The sequence below is a fragment of the Nostoc sp. genome, assembly GCF_036916975.1.
In the GTDB taxonomy this organism is placed as follows: domain Bacteria; phylum Cyanobacteriota; class Cyanobacteriia; order Cyanobacteriales; family Nostocaceae; genus Nostoc.
In genome coordinates, this window is the sequence record NZ_JBALFF010000053.1 from 31,038 (window position 1) to 48,813 (window position 17,776).

20 protein-coding genes and 1 pseudogene are annotated in these 17,776 nt (G+C 43.1%); 5 read left to right on the top strand and 16 right to left on the bottom strand.

The window, feature by feature from the left end; all coding sequences use genetic code 11:
- The first annotated feature begins 4 nt into the window (after positions 1-4).
- Together V7K73_RS12080 and V7K73_RS12085 are read left to right on the top strand one after the other, a co-directional pair.
- Positions 5-223 (top strand): hypothetical protein, encoded by a 219-nt coding sequence (locus tag V7K73_RS12080; RefSeq protein ID WP_334880191.1) that lies wholly within the window; start codon positions 5-7, stop codon positions 221-223.
- Positions 165-935, top strand: a complete 771-nt coding sequence (locus tag V7K73_RS12085; protein ID WP_334880193.1) for a cation diffusion facilitator family transporter — start codon at positions 165-167, stop codon at positions 933-935. Before V7K73_RS12080 ends, V7K73_RS12085 begins: the two co-directional genes overlap by 59 nt.
- A gap of 352 nt (positions 936-1,287) precedes the next feature.
- On the opposite strand, the gene V7K73_RS12090 is transcribed toward V7K73_RS12085, so the two are convergent.
- A complete protein-coding gene (locus V7K73_RS12090) occupies positions 1,288-1,692 on the bottom strand; it encodes an ArsR/SmtB family transcription factor (protein WP_334880195.1) in 405 nt (134 codons plus the stop codon).
- A 134-nt stretch (positions 1,693-1,826) separates the two neighbouring features.
- Here V7K73_RS12090 and V7K73_RS12095 point away from each other — a divergent pair, with 134 nt between their 5' ends.
- Complete coding sequence (locus V7K73_RS12095) at positions 1,827-4,628, top strand: heavy metal translocating P-type ATPase (protein WP_334880197.1); 2,802 nt, start codon at positions 1,827-1,829, stop codon at positions 4,626-4,628.
- Positions 4,629-4,631: 3 nt separating this feature from the next.
- Positions 4,632-5,549: a cation diffusion facilitator family transporter gene (locus V7K73_RS12100; protein WP_334880199.1), complete on the top strand. Its 918-nt coding sequence runs from the start codon at positions 4,632-4,634 to the stop codon at positions 5,547-5,549.
- Between the two features lie 426 nt (positions 5,550-5,975).
- Here V7K73_RS12100 and V7K73_RS12105 read toward each other — a convergent pair whose 3' ends face one another.
- The 7 genes and pseudogenes from V7K73_RS12105 to V7K73_RS12135 all read right to left on the bottom strand — a co-directional run bounded on the left by V7K73_RS12105 (position 5,976) and on the right by V7K73_RS12135 (position 8,731).
- Positions 5,976-6,542, bottom strand: coding sequence for a metal-dependent hydrolase (locus V7K73_RS12105; RefSeq protein ID WP_179070629.1), 567 nt, complete (start codon positions 6,540-6,542; stop codon positions 5,976-5,978).
- Positions 6,543-6,587: 45 nt separating this feature from the next.
- Positions 6,588-6,905, bottom strand: a complete 318-nt coding sequence (locus V7K73_RS12110) for a hypothetical protein (RefSeq protein WP_334880202.1) — start codon at positions 6,903-6,905, stop codon at positions 6,588-6,590.
- 71 nt (positions 6,906-6,976) lie between these two features.
- Entirely contained in the window at positions 6,977-7,648 is a 672-nt protein-coding gene (gene arsH, locus V7K73_RS12115) for an arsenical resistance protein ArsH (RefSeq protein WP_334880203.1), read from the bottom strand.
- 85 nt (positions 7,649-7,733) lie between these two features.
- On the bottom strand, positions 7,734-7,994 hold the full coding sequence (locus V7K73_RS12120; RefSeq protein ID WP_334880205.1) for a hypothetical protein: 261 nt from the start codon (positions 7,992-7,994) through the stop codon (positions 7,734-7,736).
- Between the two features lie 35 nt (positions 7,995-8,029).
- Positions 8,030-8,161, bottom strand: a complete 132-nt coding sequence (locus V7K73_RS12125; RefSeq protein ID WP_334880302.1) for a hypothetical protein — start codon at positions 8,159-8,161, stop codon at positions 8,030-8,032.
- A 12-nt stretch (positions 8,162-8,173) separates the two neighbouring features.
- Positions 8,174-8,245, bottom strand: a pseudogene (locus V7K73_RS12130) (arsenical resistance protein ArsH); the annotation flags it as partial.
- 69 nt (positions 8,246-8,314) lie between these two features.
- Positions 8,315-8,731, bottom strand: a complete 417-nt coding sequence (locus V7K73_RS12135) for an ArsI/CadI family heavy metal resistance metalloenzyme (RefSeq protein ID WP_334880207.1) — start codon at positions 8,729-8,731, stop codon at positions 8,315-8,317.
- A gap of 86 nt (positions 8,732-8,817) precedes the next feature.
- Here V7K73_RS12135 and V7K73_RS12140 point away from each other — a divergent pair, with 86 nt between their 5' ends.
- Entirely contained in the window at positions 8,818-9,162 is a 345-nt protein-coding gene (locus V7K73_RS12140; RefSeq protein WP_334880209.1) for an ArsR/SmtB family transcription factor, read from the top strand.
- A gap of 145 nt (positions 9,163-9,307) precedes the next feature.
- On the opposite strand, the gene V7K73_RS12145 is transcribed toward V7K73_RS12140, so the two are convergent.
- The 8 genes from V7K73_RS12145 to V7K73_RS12180 form a co-directional block, all read right to left on the bottom strand.
- Positions 9,308-9,937: a hypothetical protein gene (locus V7K73_RS12145; RefSeq protein ID WP_334880210.1), complete on the bottom strand. Its 630-nt coding sequence runs from the start codon at positions 9,935-9,937 to the stop codon at positions 9,308-9,310.
- A 227-nt stretch (positions 9,938-10,164) separates the two neighbouring features.
- On the bottom strand, positions 10,165-11,523 hold the full coding sequence (locus tag V7K73_RS12150) for an FAD-dependent oxidoreductase (RefSeq protein WP_334880212.1): 1,359 nt from the start codon (positions 11,521-11,523) through the stop codon (positions 10,165-10,167).
- Positions 11,524-11,771: 248 nt separating this feature from the next.
- Positions 11,772-13,034, bottom strand: coding sequence for an organoarsenical effux MFS transporter ArsJ (arsJ, locus tag V7K73_RS12155; protein WP_334880214.1), 1,263 nt, complete (start codon positions 13,032-13,034; stop codon positions 11,772-11,774).
- Between the two features lie 77 nt (positions 13,035-13,111).
- Positions 13,112-14,128 carry an ArsJ-associated glyceraldehyde-3-phosphate dehydrogenase gene (locus tag V7K73_RS12160; RefSeq protein ID WP_334880218.1) on the bottom strand — a complete coding sequence of 339 codons (1,017 nt, stop codon included), beginning with the start codon at positions 14,126-14,128 and terminating at the stop codon, positions 13,112-13,114.
- A gap of 147 nt (positions 14,129-14,275) precedes the next feature.
- On the bottom strand, positions 14,276-14,758 hold the full coding sequence (locus V7K73_RS12165) for a phosphatase domain-containing putative toxin (RefSeq protein ID WP_334880220.1): 483 nt from the start codon (positions 14,756-14,758) through the stop codon (positions 14,276-14,278).
- A 55-nt stretch (positions 14,759-14,813) separates the two neighbouring features.
- Positions 14,814-15,875 carry an ACR3 family arsenite efflux transporter gene (arsB, locus tag V7K73_RS12170; protein WP_334880222.1) on the bottom strand — a complete coding sequence of 354 codons (1,062 nt, stop codon included), beginning with the start codon at positions 15,873-15,875 and terminating at the stop codon, positions 14,814-14,816.
- A 75-nt stretch (positions 15,876-15,950) separates the two neighbouring features.
- Entirely contained in the window at positions 15,951-17,036 is a 1,086-nt protein-coding gene (locus tag V7K73_RS12175; protein ID WP_334880224.1) for a PstS family phosphate ABC transporter substrate-binding protein, read from the bottom strand.
- A gap of 118 nt (positions 17,037-17,154) precedes the next feature.
- Positions 17,155-17,481 carry an ArsR/SmtB family transcription factor gene (locus tag V7K73_RS12180; RefSeq protein WP_179070622.1) on the bottom strand — a complete coding sequence of 109 codons (327 nt, stop codon included), beginning with the start codon at positions 17,479-17,481 and terminating at the stop codon, positions 17,155-17,157.
- Between the last annotated feature and the right edge of the window lie 295 nt (positions 17,482-17,776).

Genomic DNA, 17,776 nt, shown 5'->3' on the forward strand with positions numbered 1-17,776 from the left:
CTTAATGAGTAGTCGAACAGCTCGCTCCTATGCTTTCTTGTCGATTGCAGCGGCGATCGTCACAATTGTCCTGAAGTTTGGGGCTTACCTGCTAACTGGGTCAGTAGGGCTGCTTTCAGATGCCATTGAATCCTGTGTGAATCTCGTAGCAGCATGTGGTGGCAGTGTGGGCATTGACCTATGCTGCCAAACCAGCGGATGCAGAACACGCCTTCGGGCATGACAAAGCTGAATACTTTTCCAGTGCAGCCGAAGGTACGTTGATTATAGTGGCAGCCATCATCATAGCCATTGAAGCTTGGGGACGCTTGTTGCATCCAGAACCACTAACTGGGCTGGGATTGGGATTAGTACTCTCACTTTTAGCAACGGCAGTCAACGGTGTTGTTGCCTTTGTCTTGCTGCGGGCGGGGCGGCGGTTACGTTCCATTACACTCAGGGCTGATGCTCACCACCTGTTTACCGATGTGTGGACTTCAGGTGGTGTGATACTCGGAATGCTTCTGGTCAAGGTAACAGGCGCTCTAGTGCTTGACCCGATTATCGCTCTGTTAGTAGCAGCAAATATTGTCTGGACAGGATTTCGTTTGCTGCGGGAAACTGGTTCAGCGCTACTGGATGCTGCCTTGCCCAAAGAAGAAATTGACGTAATTTCCACAATTCTAAACGAATACAAATGCCAAGGTATCCAATTCCATGCGCTGCGAACCCGCATCGCTGGAACACGGCGCTTTGTTTCATTCCATATTCTTGTACCTGGAGCTTGGACAGTCCGGCAAGGGCATGATTTATGCGAGGTGATTGAGCTTGCCATCATCCAGGCATTACCTCTAACCAGCGTGACAACACACTTAGAACCTTTGGAAGACCCTAGCTCTTGGGATGATCTGGAGTTGGAGCGGACGAACAAGCAGCAGGTGGAAAATAATAAATAACTATATCAAACCAAAGTTGCAATTCGCTGTTGGCGTTCATATAGCAGATTCATTAAATTTAATTTACAGCGATTTTCAGGTAAATGAACCACAAATAGACCTCTCTCCAAACCTCTCTCATAGTAGGAGAGAGGCTTTGATTTTCTCCCCTTCCCTACAAGGGAAGGGGCTGGGGGTTAGGTCTCATAATTGTGGTCTAAATACATGAAAACTGCTGTAGTAACTAAGGGACTTACAAAATAGCAACAACTGCAAATATCAAGAATAATAATCCATCGATTGCTGTGATCGTGCATTCAGATTGAAGTTATTTTTAGACTAACGCGAGCTTTAATAACAGACCAATCAGCAACTAAAGATTTGATTCATCTAAGTGTTCCTCTACAGAACGGTATAGGTTAATGATGTGACTATCAGCCAAACTGTAATAGACATTCTTACCTTCTCGACGATAGTTGACCAAACGCATCGCTTTAAATAATCGCAGTTGATGACAAACAGCTGATTGGGTCATTTTTGTTAATGCAGCTAAATCGCAAACACACAACTCTTGGAAAGCCAAAGCTGAAAGGAGGCGTAGGCGATTCGGATCTGCTAGGATTGCAAAAATTTCTGCTATTTGCTGTGCTTTAGAAGTTGCTAATATTTGCGCTTGAGTTGAACGCACATTATCTAAATGCACCAAATGAGTGTCACAGTTCGGCACATCCGAGTTTTGGAGGTTGTCGAAGTTTTGCTTTGCCTTGCCCTTGTTCATGGGTTTGTGCGTAGGTAATGGTTATCAATTCCAATCATATCCAAAAATGAGAATCATTGTACACTTGAAAAGTTATTCAATTGTTGTAGTAAGATATTGGCAGTTAACTTTGTAGTTTTTTATGTAAAGCTGCCATGACTCAAACCTCTTCCTTCAAAACCCAGTTTTTTCAAGTTGATGGCATGGACTGCGGAAGTTGTGCTAAGACGATTGAAGCCAGCTTGCAACAGCTACCCGGTGTGATGGAAGCTTCAGTGAGCTTTGCAACTGCAAAAGCCAAAGTTTTATATAACCCGGAGATCCTGAAAGAAGCTGAAATTATAAATCGTATAATTGCTTTGGGTTATACAGTTGAGCAGAGTGGTGAAGTAAAGTCTCATAATCACAGCGATTCTTGTGAAGGTGAACACGACCATAATCACGACCACGTTAAAGCGGATGTTAGTAAAAAGTTGCAGGCAAAAGTCGGTGGGATGGATTGTGGCAACTGTGCCAAAACTGTTGAGGTTGGCTTGCAGCAAATCGCCGGAGTTTTAGAGGCATCGGTTAGCTTTGCGACTGAAAGAATGCAGGTATCTTACGATCCGCAACAGGTTAGTGAAAAAACAATTTACAGCCGAGTAAAAGCTTTGGGTTATACGGTTGAACAAAGCCATGAGGTAAAGCCACATAATCACACCCCTGACTGTAATGGCAACCACGACCACCATCACACCCACTCCAGTGACAGCGACCATGAGCATTTGGAAGTAGCTTCTCCTCAAAAACTACAAGCAAAAGTCGGTGGGATGGACTGTGGTAGTTGTGCCAAAACTGTTGAAGTTGGCTTGCAGCAAATCGCTGGAGTTTTAGAGGCATCGGTTAGCTTTGCGACTGAAAGAATGCAGGTATCCTATGACCCCCAACAGGTAAATGAACAGACAATTTCAGATCGAGTTCGGACTCTGGGTTATACATTTGAACAGATTGGTGAGGTAAGCTCTCATCAACATACCCACAGTCGTGACCACGATAATTCAGTCTCGAAACCAACTCAAAAACGCGACCCAGCAAGCTGGAAATTCTGGATTAACAACCGCCGAGGACAGAGCGTAATTTTAGCGGGATTGGGGTTAGTCCTGGGTTTGCTGACTCAACATTTGGCATTACCGATCTGGATAGCAAGGGCTTTTTATGGAATTGGCATAGTAATTGCAGGCTATCCTATTGCACGGGCAGGTTTGTTTGAGTTGCGCTTGCGCCGCGCCGATATGAATCTGCTGATGACCATATCAGTTATTGGGGCAGTAATTTTGGGGGACTGGTTTGAGGCAACGCTAGTCCTGTTTTTGTTTTCTTTGGGTACAACACTGCAAGTTTTCACCTTTGGTCGCACGCGCAATGCTATCAGCGCTCTCATGGATTTAACTCCACCGACTGCTACTGTCAAGCGGGGGAATAAAGAAGTTACAGTTCCCGTTGAAAGTGTTCAAGTTGGTGAAATTTTGACGCTTCGACCCGGACAACGTGTAGCCTTGGATGGCATAGTTGTTTCTGGCAGCAGTGCCATTGATCAATCGCCAATTACAGGAGAGTCAATTCCAGAAGATAAAGCTCCAGGCGATACTGTCTTTGCTGGGACGTTGAACCAGTCAGGCTTTTTAGAAGTAAAAGTAACTCACACTGTTAGTGATACAACTGTTTCTAAAATTATTCATTTGGTAGAATCAGCTCAAGGAAGTCGCGCTCCTTCTCAGCAGTGGGTGGATCGGTTTGCAGAGGTCTACACCCCAATTGTAATTTTGATTGCGATCGCCATTGCCCTAATTCCGCCCTTGGCTTTTGCTCAACCTTTTAACGTCTGGCTCTATCGGGCGCTGGTAATGTTGGTAATAGCCTGTCCCTGTGCCTTAGTAATTTCCACCCCAGTTTCAATTGTCAGCGCCATTGGTGCAGCAACTCGTAACGGCGTTTTGTTCAAAGGGGGTAATGCGCTGGAAACTGCTGGACGCCTTACCACCCTTGCTTTTGATAAGACTGGTACAATTACGCAAGGGCTACCTGTTGTACAGAAGGTTTATGACCTTGGCAAGGTAAGTGCAAATATGGTATTACAGATTGCAGCTTCACTAGAGCAACAGTCAGAACATCCGCTCTCCAAGGCAATCGTAGCCAAGGCTCATGAACAAGGTTTGGAGTTAGAAACACCTATAAACTTCACGGCACTACCTGGGAAAGGAATTCAAGCAAACTTTGGTGATCTGTTGTACTTCGTAGGCAATCAACGGTTGTTTTCAGACCAAGGTATTCGCTTATCTAGTGAAGCTGAATCTTTGTTAGCTGAAATTGAACAACTCGGTCAAATTCCGGTGCTGATAGGGACAAATGAAGGGTTATTGGGAGCGATCGCACTTTCCGATGGCATCCGCCTTGAAGCTACAGAAGCCCTGCGACAGTTGAGGCGGGTTGGATTAAAGCGGTTGGTGATGTTGACAGGCGATCGCACTGCTGTTGCTAAACAAATTGCCCAGCAAGTTGGAATTACAGAGTACCGAGCAGAACTGCTACCAGAAGATAAACTTGAAGAAATTCAACTCCTGCGTCGAGCAGGAGTTGTAGGTATGGTTGGAGATGGTATTAACGATGCTCCTGCGCTTGCTGCTGCGGATATCAGTTTTGCGGTTGGTGGAATAGATATTGCTCTGGAGACAGCAGATGTAGTAATCGTGGGAAGTGACCTCAGACGACTTGCTTATGCAGTAGAATTAAGCCGTCGCACTGTATCTGTAATTAAACAGAATGTTGTCTTTTCTTTAGTAACAAAAGGTTTATTTCTGCTGTTGGGAACCTTTGGATTTGTTGGGTTAGCTGTAGCCGTTTTAGCAGATACAGGGACTTCCTTATTAGTTACTGCAAATGGAATGCGGTTATTTAAAACCAAGACTGTTAAGGATTAAGCAATGGTACACAACCACAAACATCAGGGACATGAACACGGAAATGGCAACTACAACCGTGCTTTCGCAATTGGTACTACCCTCAATATCGGATTTGTAATTGTTGAAGCAGTCTATGGCTACCGAGCAAACTCGCTTGCTTTGGTTGCCGATGCTGGTCACAATTTGAGTGATGTATTGGGACTACTATTAGCTTGGGGAGCAAGTGCCCTCACCCAGCGACCTCCAACCCGACGGCATACCTACGGATTGCGTCGTTCCTCAATTTTGGCGGCTCTGATCAACGCACTTGTTCTTCTCCTAGCAATGGGTGCGATCGCTTGGGAAGCAGTTCGCCGCTTTAGCGAACCTAGCTCAGTATCGGGAGGTACAGTCATCGGCGTTGCTGTAGTAGGAATTATCATCAACACAGTTACTGCCTTGATGTTTCTGTCCGGTCGCCAGCAAGACTTAAATATTCGAGGAGCATTTTTGCACATGGCGGCTGATGCCGGAGTTTCGTTGGGGGTTGTATTAGCTGGCATCGCCATTGTTTTCACTGGCTGGTTGTGGTTTGACCCAGTTGTGAGTTTAATTATCGTTGTCGTCGTTGTAGTTGGAACCTGGCAACTTTTGAAAGAGTCTGTGAATCTAGCATTAGATGCTGTGCCAGAGGGAATTGAGCCTTTGGCTGTCCAGACTTATCTGACCGAGCGTCCTGGGGTGGCTGGTGTCCATGATTTGCACATCTGGGCAATGAGTACTACCGAGACTGCACTCACTGCTCACTTAGTTATGCCTGCCGGACATCCAGGCGATGCTTTTTTAGTACAGGTTTTTCAAGAGCTTCAGGACCATTTTGGCGTTGAACACGCTACGCTTCAGATTGAGACTGGCGATCCGAGGTATCCGTGTACTCTTGCTCCAGATAATGTGGTTTAGAAAACAATGGTACTAAGATTGATCAGAGCAATGTTACTGAAAAAAAGATGGTTCTTCAGTACCTGTTATGCCAAATTAAGTAGTAAGACAAAATTAATTACACAAATTTTGACCTGAAACCCTTATCCAGTCTAAGAACTCATTTGTAAATATTTCTATCCTATTACTTATTAGTTAAACATCAAAACTAGGCTTAAAAATAAAGGTCAAAAGCCCAAATCATTACCAAACTCCTAAAATGCTAGGAAATAATGTTCATTTTTCTTGCATAGCAAGAGTTTAATGGGTTTTTCAAAGATTTAGCATAATATGTAATGAAGAACCAAAAAAATAAAAAATACTTTAAGTATTAAAATATTAAAGTGATAAAGTAGCTCTGTCACCTCGTTGTGAATCTCTCAGTTGATAGCCGGGTAGAGCGTCAATTTAAGATAGTTTGGAGTGTTTTGAGAAAAGACACGAACCCAGAAGATAGACCAGCAGTACAGCATCTAGAACCAGTTCAAATTGAGCAAATTCTCGTCCATGATAGCGCCAGTCCCAGTAGCTAATTGGGCTATGGAAACGAATACTCCACTCCAACGGAAAGAACAACAGTGGCCCATCATTGGCATGAGTGAATATGTCTAAAACAGTATGGAATAAACACGCTAATAGAAACCAGAATAACCAGCGTTCGCGTGATCCAATGTTTTGCCTACGTCGCCAGACCAGTCCCAAGCCAAGCAGAAGCAACACGGGACTATGTAGTAAATTATGGAATGCTATCCAAGCTAGGTTATAAAAGTACAGTTGGTCAAACAGTAAATGAAGGGTTTTTGCTAGACTCCAACCCAAAATGAAGTGATAGTAAACAATTCCACTGATAGACAGAATCCAAAGGGGTATATCAGGAGCCACAGAGCCAAGTAAAAAGGCACTTTTAACAATTGGTACTCGCGGTAAAGCTTGATCTAGAGCCGCTGTCATGAGAAAGTGAGAAGGGGTTTTCATTTGAGCAGTTTTCTGTAAAGCTTATTAGAACTGTACTATCAGAAGCTACAAATGTAACTTAGCAGAAACTTCGCCTTTCGTAGTCAAAAGTAGGATTTGATCACTTTCGCTATTATCCATACTAATCTTGCCAACCTTAGCTCCTTGCAATTCATTCGCTGGAAATCTCGTAACATTTGACTGAAGTAAGCTGGTTTCTACCAACTGACAATTACTCTGGATTGAAGGAATAATTCGGTTGCAAGTCAACGTTATGACTTGCCCAAAAAAAGCGATTAGAAAAAGCCCTTCCACGATAAACGTGATTGCTAGCGCCCAAGTCCAGGGTGAGCGGTATCTGTGTGCTGCTGGTGGGCTTTGCATGAGTATCAATCTCCATTTAATTAAGATAATCAAGTTATTAATGAAAACAAGAAGCGCAAAATTCCGTCTCTTCAGAGCAAAGGTCTAGTTAAATTCCCTTCAAGAGATTCATTCGCTATTTTAATTAGCTCTTTAGCGGCTTTTTCTTTACGTTCGCTATAGCGGTCTGTGAGATAGTCAACCTGTTCACGCAACAGCAATGTGAATTTATAAAGTTCTTCCATGACATCCACGACGCGATCGCGGTAGGGCGAATCCTTCATGGTATTGTCTTCATTAAACTCCTGATATGCTTTAGCGACTGAAGATTGATTGGGGATAGTGAACATCCGCATCCAGCGCCCAAGAATTCTTAATGTGTTGACGGCGTTGAAAGACTGCGAACCACCGCTGACTTGCATCACAGCCAAAGTTCTACCTTGAGTAGGGCGAACGGCTCCGATACTGAGCGGAATCCAGTCAATTTGGTTTTTCATAATGCCAGAAATCTGACCGTGCAGCTCCGGGCTAGACCATACCTGCCCTTCCGACCACACACTTAATTCGCGCAACTCCTGCACTTTCGGGTGGGTGTCAGGTACGCTGCCGTAGATCGGCAGTTCACGCGAGTCAAAAAACTTCACTTCTGCCCCCAATTCTTGAATAATGCGTGCCGCTTCCTCAGCCAAGAGGCGGCTATAGGAGCGCTCACGCAACGAGCCATACAAAAATAAAATTCTGGGGGGATGATCAAATGTAGTCATAGAGATGTCAGAATACAAATTAATAGCTGGGATAGATAAGTATAGAGCTACAGAGACTAAGAACAGGTGGATTAAGGGGTTATTTCTACCTCGCTTTGAGACTTAGCTTATGTACTTCACCAACTTGAAATCTGCTGTATTTTTCGTGAAAATTTGCTTTGGGTTTGTTGAGCCAGGGACGGCATATCAATAACAAAACAACGAGTAGAACATGGGAAATTAGTCCTGTCGCACCGATGATGAATACCCCTGGTAGCCTATCTTTTATCGTTTCAGACTTGAGCTTCTTCCACCAATCTTCATCCATTGCCTTATCCCAGTATCTAACAGTAATTAACAAAGCCATTTGCATAAGTTCCCAAGGGCTACTGAGAGGTGAACTTATTCTTCTGCTAACTCTCGCAAGAAGCTAGTTTGGGCTTCTCGCAGTTCAACTTCCAGGTTTGCGGTTTGGATTGTCTGTATCGCATCATCGTAAGATAAACCAGCAACCCCTAAGTAAGAAGCAAGCATCGTTCCCGTCCGCCGGCTATAGGAGCGCTCACGCAGAGAACAATACAAAAACAAAATTTTGGGCGGATGGTCAAATGTCGTTATGGAAATGTCAGGATACAAGTTAATAACTGGGATAGATAAGCGTAGAACTATAGACTAAGGACAGGCTCCTTATTGACAGCAAGCCCCCGTGCTGACTTCAACAGGTTTAATATCCCGCACCTGTGAGTCACCCAAAACTTTATAAATTTCCCAAGGTGCGCCATCTGGGTCATGCACCCACACTTTATCTTGAAGGGCATAGCAACAGGTCACTTGCTCTTCTGGTCGGGTTTCTAGTCCAAGTTGTTGTAGGCGATCGCCTGCGGTTACAACTTCATCTGCTGTCTCAACCTCTACACCCAAATGATTGAGAGTGCCAGCGCTCTCTGTATTCTCAATTAGTACTAACTTCAGAGGAGGTTGAGCGATCGCAAAGTTGGCGTAACCGGGGCGGCGTTTTGCAGGCTCAGTACCAAAAAGCTTGCTATAGAAATCAACCGCAGCATCGATATCACTAACATTAAGGGCAAGTTGAACACGGGACATGATATTTCTCCTTAAATCGATACTCATCAATATTTATGCATATCTATATATTGCCAAACTATATTGATGAGTGTCAATATATAAATATGAATTCTTTAACCTCAACTTCAACGTGTTGTCCTTTCCTGCTGCAAGAGGTGTTGCAGCCAGATGAAGCAGCTCAGATTGCTACGCTATTTCGAGTGCTGGGCGAATCGGCTCGGCTACAGTTGCTCAGTTTTATTGCAGTTCAACCTGCACAGGAAGCTTGCGTTTGTCAGTTGATAGAGCCACTGGGTTTATCGCAACCTACTGTCAGCCATCATCTGAAAGTATTGTATGAAGCAGGTTTACTCCAAAAAGAACGACGCGGTACTTGGATTTACTATCGGTTAGTACCAGGGCGGTTCGAGATATTGCAGAAGGTGCTAACGCTTCCAAAATTAAAATGAGATTGAAAGTAGTATTCCTTATCAATTAAAGGTGCGGTCTCTGCCTGCGTCGCTACGTCAATAATAAACAAGTAAGAACAATTATTTATCCTCCTCCAACTCTAGAGAACCTTGTTGAATAAGATTTTAGCTTTGCGATCAAAGATTATTGTGCAGTAAAAGCAAAGTTCCGGTTAGACATAACTGAGCATTGATATTTCACTTGCTTATTACAAGCTTCAAGTAGTTCTAAAATTGTTGGAATACTCACTTGTGCTAATCTGGGTTCAATAGTGAAATACTGGTTTAGGTAGTTGATATAATACTTGTTTTCTTCCTCATAAGTCAGATCAGGGGTCACTCTAACTACAAAGTCATAGTCCTCAATTGTCTTGTTTTTGCCATTGCAGTTTCCTTCAGTTAAATCAACTTTAAATGAGCCATATTCTAAGAAGCAATGGATTTGCGGAATGAAACTCAAACCATGACTTTGAATAATTGCATTAACGCCTATTACAATCTCGTCGTTCAGTCTATAAAAACCAAGGTTCTTGTAAATCTCTAGTTCAAGCTCATGAGCTAACCTAGCAATAACACCATGCTTTGTTGTGCAAGTTCCTCGGTTTTCTTGAAACAAGATGAGGGAGTTTTCACTGTTTGAGTTAAAACCATAGGGTAAGTCTTTTATCCAATGGCAGGCTGCACAGAATGTCTTAATTCCATGTTCAAGAAATTTTTCAGAGACTACCCCTTTTGCATGGATGTCTACGTTAGGAAGTACTTCAATTGAATTCATGTTTTATTCCCTTTGATCCTAATAAATATTCACCGATTTATTACAAACTCGTATCCAAGCACATTGAAGCTTTGCAAAATAAATATCTGAACGCTTCATAATCGAAAGAATCTATAAAACCCCTTGACCTTGCAATTGACTATGAGGTTTAAGTTGACCTTATAATCCGCTGCAAATTCCCTATCTAAATCTTTGTTCAACTACTTAGGCACAGCAAGGTTTTGCCCCTAAATTTTAGCAAGAGCCTTGACCCAAGCTTGTGTACTCATTTGCACAGCATCCCAAGGGCTACTCAAGGGCGGCGTGTAACTAAGGTCAAGATCGCTTAACTCGTCCACTTTCATACTGTGAAATAGGCTGGTAGCAAATATATCAATTCGTTTAGCGACTTCCCCCTGATAATGTCCTGCTATTTGAGCGCCCAAAAGATAACCTGTTTGAGCATCTCCGGTAACGCGAATTCGCAATTTATGCGCCCCAGGGTAGTAAACTTTATGATCCCAGGTTTCAAACTCCACAGTTACAGGGTTGAATCCTGCACTTTGGGCTTCTGAGTCACGCAAGCCAGTACGGGCTACTGCCAAATCAAAGATTTTCACTACCTGCGTGCCGAGTGACCCAGCAAATTCTTGACGACCGCCAACAGCATTTTCTCCAGCGACCCGACCTTGCTTATGAGCTGTAGTACCCAAAGGTAGATAGATATACCCATTAAGCAAGCGATGCCAAGTTTCTACACAGTCCCCTGCTGCGTATATGTCAAAGACGTTGGTTTCCATCTTTCTGTTAACTTGAATAGCGCCACTCAAACCCGTTTTTAAAGATGCTGACTCTGCTAAGTCGGTTAATGGCTTTACTCCAACTGCAACTATTACCATATCAGTAGTTTTGTAAAAGCCATCAGACCCTGACACTAATAGCTGAGTTTCTTTTTGTGCGATACTGTCAATTTGTACACTATTGACAACCTCAACTCCGTGGCGTTGCAGTTCTTCGCTAATGAGTTGCCCTAAGCTAGAGTCAACAGTCTTCATCACGGTTGGTGAATGTTCTACTACCGTGACAGCAATACCCCGGAGAGTTAATGCATCTGCCATTTCCAGACCGATGTATCCACCGCCTACAATTACTACTGATTTTGGTTGACGATTAGTCATGTGTTGCTGGACAGCAAAAGTATCCTTCATCGAATGTAGAAGAAACACTCCTGGAAGGTCTACCCCTTGGATAGTGGGTTTAATGGGTACAGCACCAGTACCAATTACCAGCTTGTCGTAGGTTAACCACTGCACCTGCCCAAGTCTATCCACAACTTGGACGTTTTTTTTGACAGGATTAATAATTTTAGCGGTGTGGTTGAGTAATAAATTGATACCAGTCTGGGTGATTTCCTCTGCTGTGCGATGGGCAAGATTGTGCCAATCTGGTACTTCTCCACTGAGGTAAAATGGGATACCGCAGATGCTGTAGTTAGGGAAACTATCAGCTACAACTACGGTGACATCAACTTTAGAATTTAACTCTTTTGCCCGTAAAGCAGCGCTAATGCCTGCATCGCTACCACCGATAATTAGTAAATGGGTCATTTGAACTTACTCAATAACTATAAAAAGAATTACAGCAGATTGCAGGTAAATGAGGTACAGATACTTATAATAAAACTCTTGTGTTGATGGCATCTTGCCCGTTACGGTTGTACCTCACTCAGATGAAATGCGCTGTATCTTGTTTTTCCCATTGCAGTTCCCCTCACTTTTATCTTTGCTACTTAAGTAAATATAAAGTGCCAAATAATTTGTTCGCTTACAAAATTATTTGGCACTTTACAAATGTTTTAGTCTCCATCACCTGCTTTCCAGGCGATCGCTTTGCTAGGTTGAGGATCGGGTAGCTTCAGAGTAATCAATGCTGCTGCTAGTACAAAGAACATGGATGTCCACAAACAGCCCACTAACCCGAAAAACTGATATATCAAACCTGATAAAACAGTTCCAGCTAATCGACCACCTGAATTGGCCATGTAATAAAAACCAACGTTCAGCGCTACCTTGTCATCATCAGTAAATGCCAACACTAAATACGAGTGAACTGCTGAGTTGAAGGCAAACACTACGCCAAAGATGAGGAGTCCGCCAACGATCGCAATATTTGCAGGTACACCTAGTTGAAGAGCAAGAGCGATCGCTGCTGGAACGGCTGTTAGAGTAAATGTCCAGAATTGTATAGTCTTTGATTGTGGCGGACCACCAGAACCAAATCGCTGAATCAGCGTTGGTGCTAAGAACTGAATAACGCCATAACCAATCACCCAACAAGCCAAGAATCCGCCGACCTGATAGAACGACCAACCCAAAATCTCACGCAAAAATACTGGCAATCCCACAACAAACCACACATCCCTAGAGCCAAAGAGAAAAAATCGAGCAGCAGAAAGAATATTAATCTCTTCGCTCTTAGAGAACAGTTGACTAAATTTGACTTTCTTCTTGATTTTGCCCATTCCTTTGGGCAGCATTAGCCCAGAAAACATAATCAAGAACAGTCCTCCTGCCATAATCCACAGGGAATTGATGAAGCCAACCGCAGCCAGGAGAGCGCTACCGATAAAAAAGCCAACTCCTTTAAGAGCATTCTTAGAACCCGTCAGCACTGCCACCCATTTAAACAAAGATGATTGGGCATCCTGGGGTACTACCAAACGAATGGCACTTTTAGAACTCATCTTGGTCAAGTCTTTGGCAATCCCAGAAAATGCCTGTGCCACCATCACATAAACGACTGCAATCCACTGTGCCCAATTTGGATTAAGGAAGGACAGCATGACTAGAGAAAAAATCTGTAATCCGATGCCGCTATAAAGTGTTAACTTCAATCCAAACTGGGAACCAATCCACCCGCCTAAAAAGTTTGTGACAACTCCGAAGACTTCGTAAAACAGGAATAGAAAGGCAATTTGTATCGGTGTATAGCCAATTTGGTTGAAATATAGCAACACCAGCATTCGCAAGGCACCATCGGTGAGGGTGAAACCCCAGTAGGCGAGGGTGACTAAGATATAGTTCTTGAAATTGGCACTATGAGCTGTAGTAGAAGCCATGAGGGAAGAGAGATTTAAATGCAAGGGAACGCAGAGTCAGTGCAAAGGCACGCAGAGTATTTCTAAATGAGAATATTTCACGCCTTCAGATTCAAAGCTACCTTACGGGCGAGTTCAACCATCCGGTTGGCATAGCCCCATTCGTTGTCATACCAAGCAAGTATTTTCACTTGCGTCTCGTCTACCACCATTGTGGAAAGGGCATCAATGATGGAAGACCGAGGATCGTCTTTGTAGTCGATAGAGACTAAAGGACGCTCTTCATATCCCAGAATTCCTTTGAGCGGTGCTTGCTCGGAAGCTGTTTTTAGCAAACTGTTAATCTCTTCTACGGTTGTGGGTCGCACAACTTCAAACACACAGTCTGTCAAAGAAGCGTTGAGCAATGGTACTCGTACTGCCAACCCATTGAGCTTACCGTTGAGTTCGGGATAAATCAACCCGATCGCAGTTGCCGATCCAGTACTGGTAGGAATTAGAGATAGACTCGTAGCTCGTGCGCGACGCAGATCCTTGTGAGGGGCATCTACGATAGTCTGAGTATTGGTGTTGTCATGAATTGTAGTAATAATTCCATGTTTAATCCCCAAACCTTCATGGATCACCTTCACTACTGGGGCTAAACAGTTAGTTGTACAAGAAGCAGCAGTTAACAGATGATGCTTTTCCGGCTCATAAAGTTGGTCATTAACTCCCATAACAATATTCAAGGCTTCTTCCTTCACCGGAGCAGCCACAATTACCTTCTGTACTCCCCGCTTAAAATATGGGTCTAAGGTAGCAGGAGTCCTAAACTTGCCGGAGCATTCCAGCACGAGATCAACACCTAACTCTTCCCAAGGGACTTCACCAGGTTGGGAATATTCGCTAAAGCTGAGGGGTGTACCATCAATTAAGATATGTTCGCCCTGAGCTTCTACTTCTGGTGTCCAACGCCCGTGGACAGAATCAAATTTGAGTAAGTGAGCCGCTGCTGCTGTCCCACCTTTGATTTCGTTAATATGAACAAATTCTAATTCTGGCCAACCCCATGCAGCCCGCAGAGCAAGCCGTCCAATTCTACCGAATCCATTAATCCCAATCCGAATTCTCATCAATTTTCCTACCGCTAATTAACAAAATGTGATTGTTTAGTTCAATACTCTAGAAATTGCATTAAAACTACTTTTGTTTACGTAATAATTTTCTTCAACAGCTTTGCTCTCTACCTGTGTCGTTACCACCAAGGATTGGCAGGTGAGTTATGTTAGTTTTTTACCCTGCTCTAATTCTTGTAGAAAGTTGTGCTGGGCTTCTCGCAGTTCGATTTCGGGGTTTGCACGCCCAATTGTTTGGATTGCATCGTTATAAGATAAGCCATTACAAATCAAGTAAGAAGCTAGCATTGTCCCCGTTCGCCGTCTGCCATTGGTGCAATGAATTGCAACACCGTTGCCAAAGTTATTTTGACTCTCAACGAAATTTTGTAAATCCTGAAGCTGCTCCTGGTTAGGTGTCGTGCCACCTTTAATTGGCAACCACAGATAAGGAATGTTTGCTTGTTGATACAAATCTAAGTTAGAGGGGTCATCCATAACAGAGACAATTGCCTGTACACCTGCCGTCTGTAATTCTGTCAACTCCTCTGCTATGGGCTTACGAACACCTGCTAGTTTCTCTGGAATCACCCACCACAGGTTTTCTGAAATCGGTTGAATTGGTTCATGTTCCATTAGTTTGAGCATTAGTCTGATCCCCACACTATGATTTAACGTTGCCGTGTTGATGTCACGAAATTTATCAGGTTCTCGATTCAGATGGCAAAAAATAACGTTTTTCAAACCAGAAAGCAACATTAACAAGACCAATCAATACAGGCACTTCCACCAGGGGGCCCACAACAGCTGCAAAAGCAACACCCGAATTAATGCCAAACACTGCGATCGCAACTGCGATCGCTAGTTCAAAATTATTTCCTGCCGATGTAAACGCTACACTTGCGGCTCTAGAATAGTCTGTTTTAACGCGCCAAGCCATGTAAAAGCTGACCAGAAACATGATGATGAAGTAGACGATCAACGGAATTGCAATCTTCACCACATCTAAGGGGATCTGAACAATTAAATTACCTTTCAAACTGAACATAACCACGATTGTAAATAATAAAGCAATCAGCGTGATCGGGCTGATTTTAGGCACAAATTCCTCATGATACCACTGCTTACTTTTCACTTTTACTAAGAAGTAACGAGTTAAAAATCCAGCTAAAAAGGGAATACCAAGATAGATAAATACACTTTTGGCAATCTCGGCACTGCTGACATTAACAACACTGCCTTGTAACCCAAACAGTGGCGGCAGTACAGTGATGAAAAACCAGGCATAGGGACTGTAGAAAATAACCTGAAAGATGCTGTTAAAAGCAACTAATCCAGCTGTGTACTCCGTATTGCCTCGTGCCAAGTCACTCCACACAACTACCATTGCAATACATCGGGCTAATCCAATCAGAATCAATCCCGTCATGTATTCTGGATAACCGTGTAAGAAGATAGTCGCTAGAGCAAACATCAAAATTGGCCCAATGATCCAATTCTGAATTAGTGACACACCAAGAATTTTTCCGTTGCGAAATACATCCCCTAATTCTTCGTATCGCACCTTGGCTAGGGGTGGATACATCATCAGAATTAACCCGATGGCAATTGGTATATTGGTTGTTCCCACCTGGAACTGGTTGATAAATGCTTCTACTCCCGGAAAGAAATAGCCCAGACCAACACCGATAGCCATTGCTAAAAAAATCCACAAGGTCAGGAAGCGGTCAATAAAAGAGAGGCGTTTTGAAGTCTTTTTGTTCATTACGGAGTCCATACAGCTGACATTATTCAAAGTTTCATCATGAACAAGTTGCTTGGTTTGGATGATTGTCCATACCTAAAACTGTCCTTCCTTGCGTAATAATTCCCCAATTGTCAGCTTCATCTCTGCTTTTCCTCCAAATACCGTTCCCAGTTTGCCTTGATACAAGTGAACATAATTGAGGCGTTTGCTATCATTTGGTAAAGGTATATAGCCCACAGCGCTTGCTATTGTTGGTGCTTTATCAATGTAAAATTCGACAAATTTGTTTACCAATCCTTTGTTTTGGTTATCCCGAAAATTAACATAAATAAATAAAGGTCGAGCAAGAGGCTGATACTGAACTTTCTCTACAGTTTGACGTGATGGCAGTACTGCACCTTTGCCGCTGTCAATTGCCAGCGCTTTTAATTTATTTTGGGATTTTTCGTAATAGGCATAGCCAAAGTAACCTAAAGCATTTGGATCTTTGCTGATGCCATCCACCAATACATCATCATTTTCACTCGCTGTGTAGTCATTACGGCTGGCTCTAGTTTTACCTACAGTCGCTTCTGTAAAGTAGTCAAAAGTACCAGACTTTTTCCCAGCACCATACAAATTAAGTGGGCGATCTGGCCAAGATGCACGTACTTGGTTCCAGCGAGTGATTTTCCCTTGGGCTTCGGGTTCCCAAATCTTTTTCAATTCTGCTACTGTGATGTCTTTTGCCCAATCGTTTTGCGGATTAACAGCGACGGTAAGCGCATCAAAAGCAATAGGAAACTCCATATACGCCACACCATTTTTCTTGCAAGTTTCCATCTCCGCCTTCAAAATCGGTCGGGAAGCGTTGCTAATATCGGTTTTTCCGGCACAGAATTTTTCAAACCCGCCAGTAGTACCAGAAATATTAACTGCAACCTGCACCTGATTCTTTGGATCAGCTTGATAGTCTTTGGCGATCGCCTGTGAAATTGGATAGACCGTGCTAGAACCATCAATTTCAATTATTGTTGTTGCAGCCTTACCAGAATCTTTTACCTCAGTCCCATTCTGTGACTGCTGAGTTTGAGCAGATGGGTTGGATGTTGCTGTGCAACTGGTCATCAAAGCCAAGATTCCCAGTGCATAGGCGTAGCCCGCCGCAGGGATCGCTAATTCCTTTGCTGTTGTTTTCATAGACACCACCCCTGTAAGTTATATCAAGAGTATACCTCTATCATTTCAAAAAAAATTGATTTGTCAATATCTACAGAGCTAGAAGTAAACAAAACATTAGAAAAAAAATGATGGATTTTTAAGTCTCGCAGGGGGGACGAATCGGTAATATTGGGCTAAAGCGGCGGAATTCTGCTAGATACTGCTCTAGGGCAACAAACTGCGGCAGATTGAGGCTGTAGTAAATCCAGCGCCCTTCTTGACGAGCGCGAACTAAACCAGCTTCTTTCAGGGTTTTGAGGTGAAAAGACAGTTTAGATTGAGTGGTTCCCAGGTGGTCGCACAGGTCACATACACATAGTTCTTGAGAGCGTAGCAGTTCTAATACCCTGACTCGTAGTGGCTCGGAAAGGGCATGAAAACCAGCAATAATCACTTCGGAAGAGGGGGTATAGGAAGAAACCATCAAGATTTTTTTAATTATAAGTTTATACTGACCATAATAAATTAAACTTAGACTTTGTGGTTATTGAGTAGCAGCAAAGAGAGTTTCTTCGTATAAAGTTTTTAAAGATGTGAACAAAAAAGACAGATTTAACCAAATTTTAACCTAATATATAAATTTTTATTGATATATTAGGTTAGGTGTTTCATTTAAGAAATAATACTTAGCCAACTCTGAATAAGGACATAAACATTCAGATTAAAGAAGTACCTAGTACTCGGTCTACCCAAAATTGTGCTTGTGTGGTCTGGGGAAA

Coding starts and splice junctions, on each gene's coding strand:
- V7K73_RS12105 (WP_179070629.1), bottom strand. CDS start 6,542: ATGAAAACCCCTTCTCACTTTCTCATGACAGCGGCTCTAGATCAAGCT.
- V7K73_RS12095 (WP_334880197.1), top strand. CDS start 1,827: ATGACTCAAACCTCTTCCTTCAAAACCCAGTTTTTTCAAGTTGATGGC.
- V7K73_RS12150 (WP_334880212.1), bottom strand. CDS start 11,523: ATGACCCATTTACTAATTATCGGTGGTAGCGATGCAGGCATTAGCGCT.
- V7K73_RS12145 (WP_334880210.1), bottom strand. CDS start 9,937: ATGAATTCAATTGAAGTACTTCCTAACGTAGACATCCATGCAAAAGGG.
- V7K73_RS12110 (WP_334880202.1), bottom strand. CDS start 6,905: ATGCAAAGCCCACCAGCAGCACACAGATACCGCTCACCCTGGACTTGG.
- V7K73_RS12090 (WP_334880195.1), bottom strand. CDS start 1,692: ATGAACAAGGGCAAGGCAAAGCAAAACTTCGACAACCTCCAAAACTCG.
- V7K73_RS12135 (WP_334880207.1), bottom strand. CDS start 8,731: ATGTCCCGTGTTCAACTTGCCCTTAATGTTAGTGATATCGATGCTGCG.
- V7K73_RS12080 (WP_334880191.1), top strand. CDS start 5: ATGAGTAGTCGAACAGCTCGCTCCTATGCTTTCTTGTCGATTGCAGCG.
- V7K73_RS12100 (WP_334880199.1), top strand. CDS start 4,632: ATGGTACACAACCACAAACATCAGGGACATGAACACGGAAATGGCAAC.
- V7K73_RS12140 (WP_334880209.1), top strand. CDS start 8,818: ATGAATTCTTTAACCTCAACTTCAACGTGTTGTCCTTTCCTGCTGCAA.
- arsB (WP_334880222.1), bottom strand. CDS start 15,875: ATGAACAAAAAGACTTCAAAACGCCTCTCTTTTATTGACCGCTTCCTG.
- V7K73_RS12125 (WP_334880302.1), bottom strand. CDS start 8,161: ATGCTTGCTTCTTACTTAGGGGTTGCTGGTTTATCTTACGATGATGCG.
- V7K73_RS12165 (WP_334880220.1), bottom strand. CDS start 14,758: ATGCTCAAACTAATGGAACATGAACCAATTCAACCGATTTCAGAAAAC.
- arsJ (WP_334880214.1), bottom strand. CDS start 13,034: ATGGCTTCTACTACAGCTCATAGTGCCAATTTCAAGAACTATATCTTA.
- V7K73_RS12160 (WP_334880218.1), bottom strand. CDS start 14,128: ATGAGAATTCGGATTGGGATTAATGGATTCGGTAGAATTGGACGGCTT.
- V7K73_RS12120 (WP_334880205.1), bottom strand. CDS start 7,994: ATGGCTTTGTTAATTACTGTTAGATACTGGGATAAGGCAATGGATGAA.
- V7K73_RS12180 (WP_179070622.1), bottom strand. CDS start 17,481: ATGGTTTCTTCCTATACCCCCTCTTCCGAAGTGATTATTGCTGGTTTT.
- V7K73_RS12175 (WP_334880224.1), bottom strand. CDS start 17,036: ATGAAAACAACAGCAAAGGAATTAGCGATCCCTGCGGCGGGCTACGCC.
- arsH (WP_334880203.1), bottom strand. CDS start 7,648: ATGACTACATTTGATCATCCCCCCAGAATTTTATTTTTGTATGGCTCG.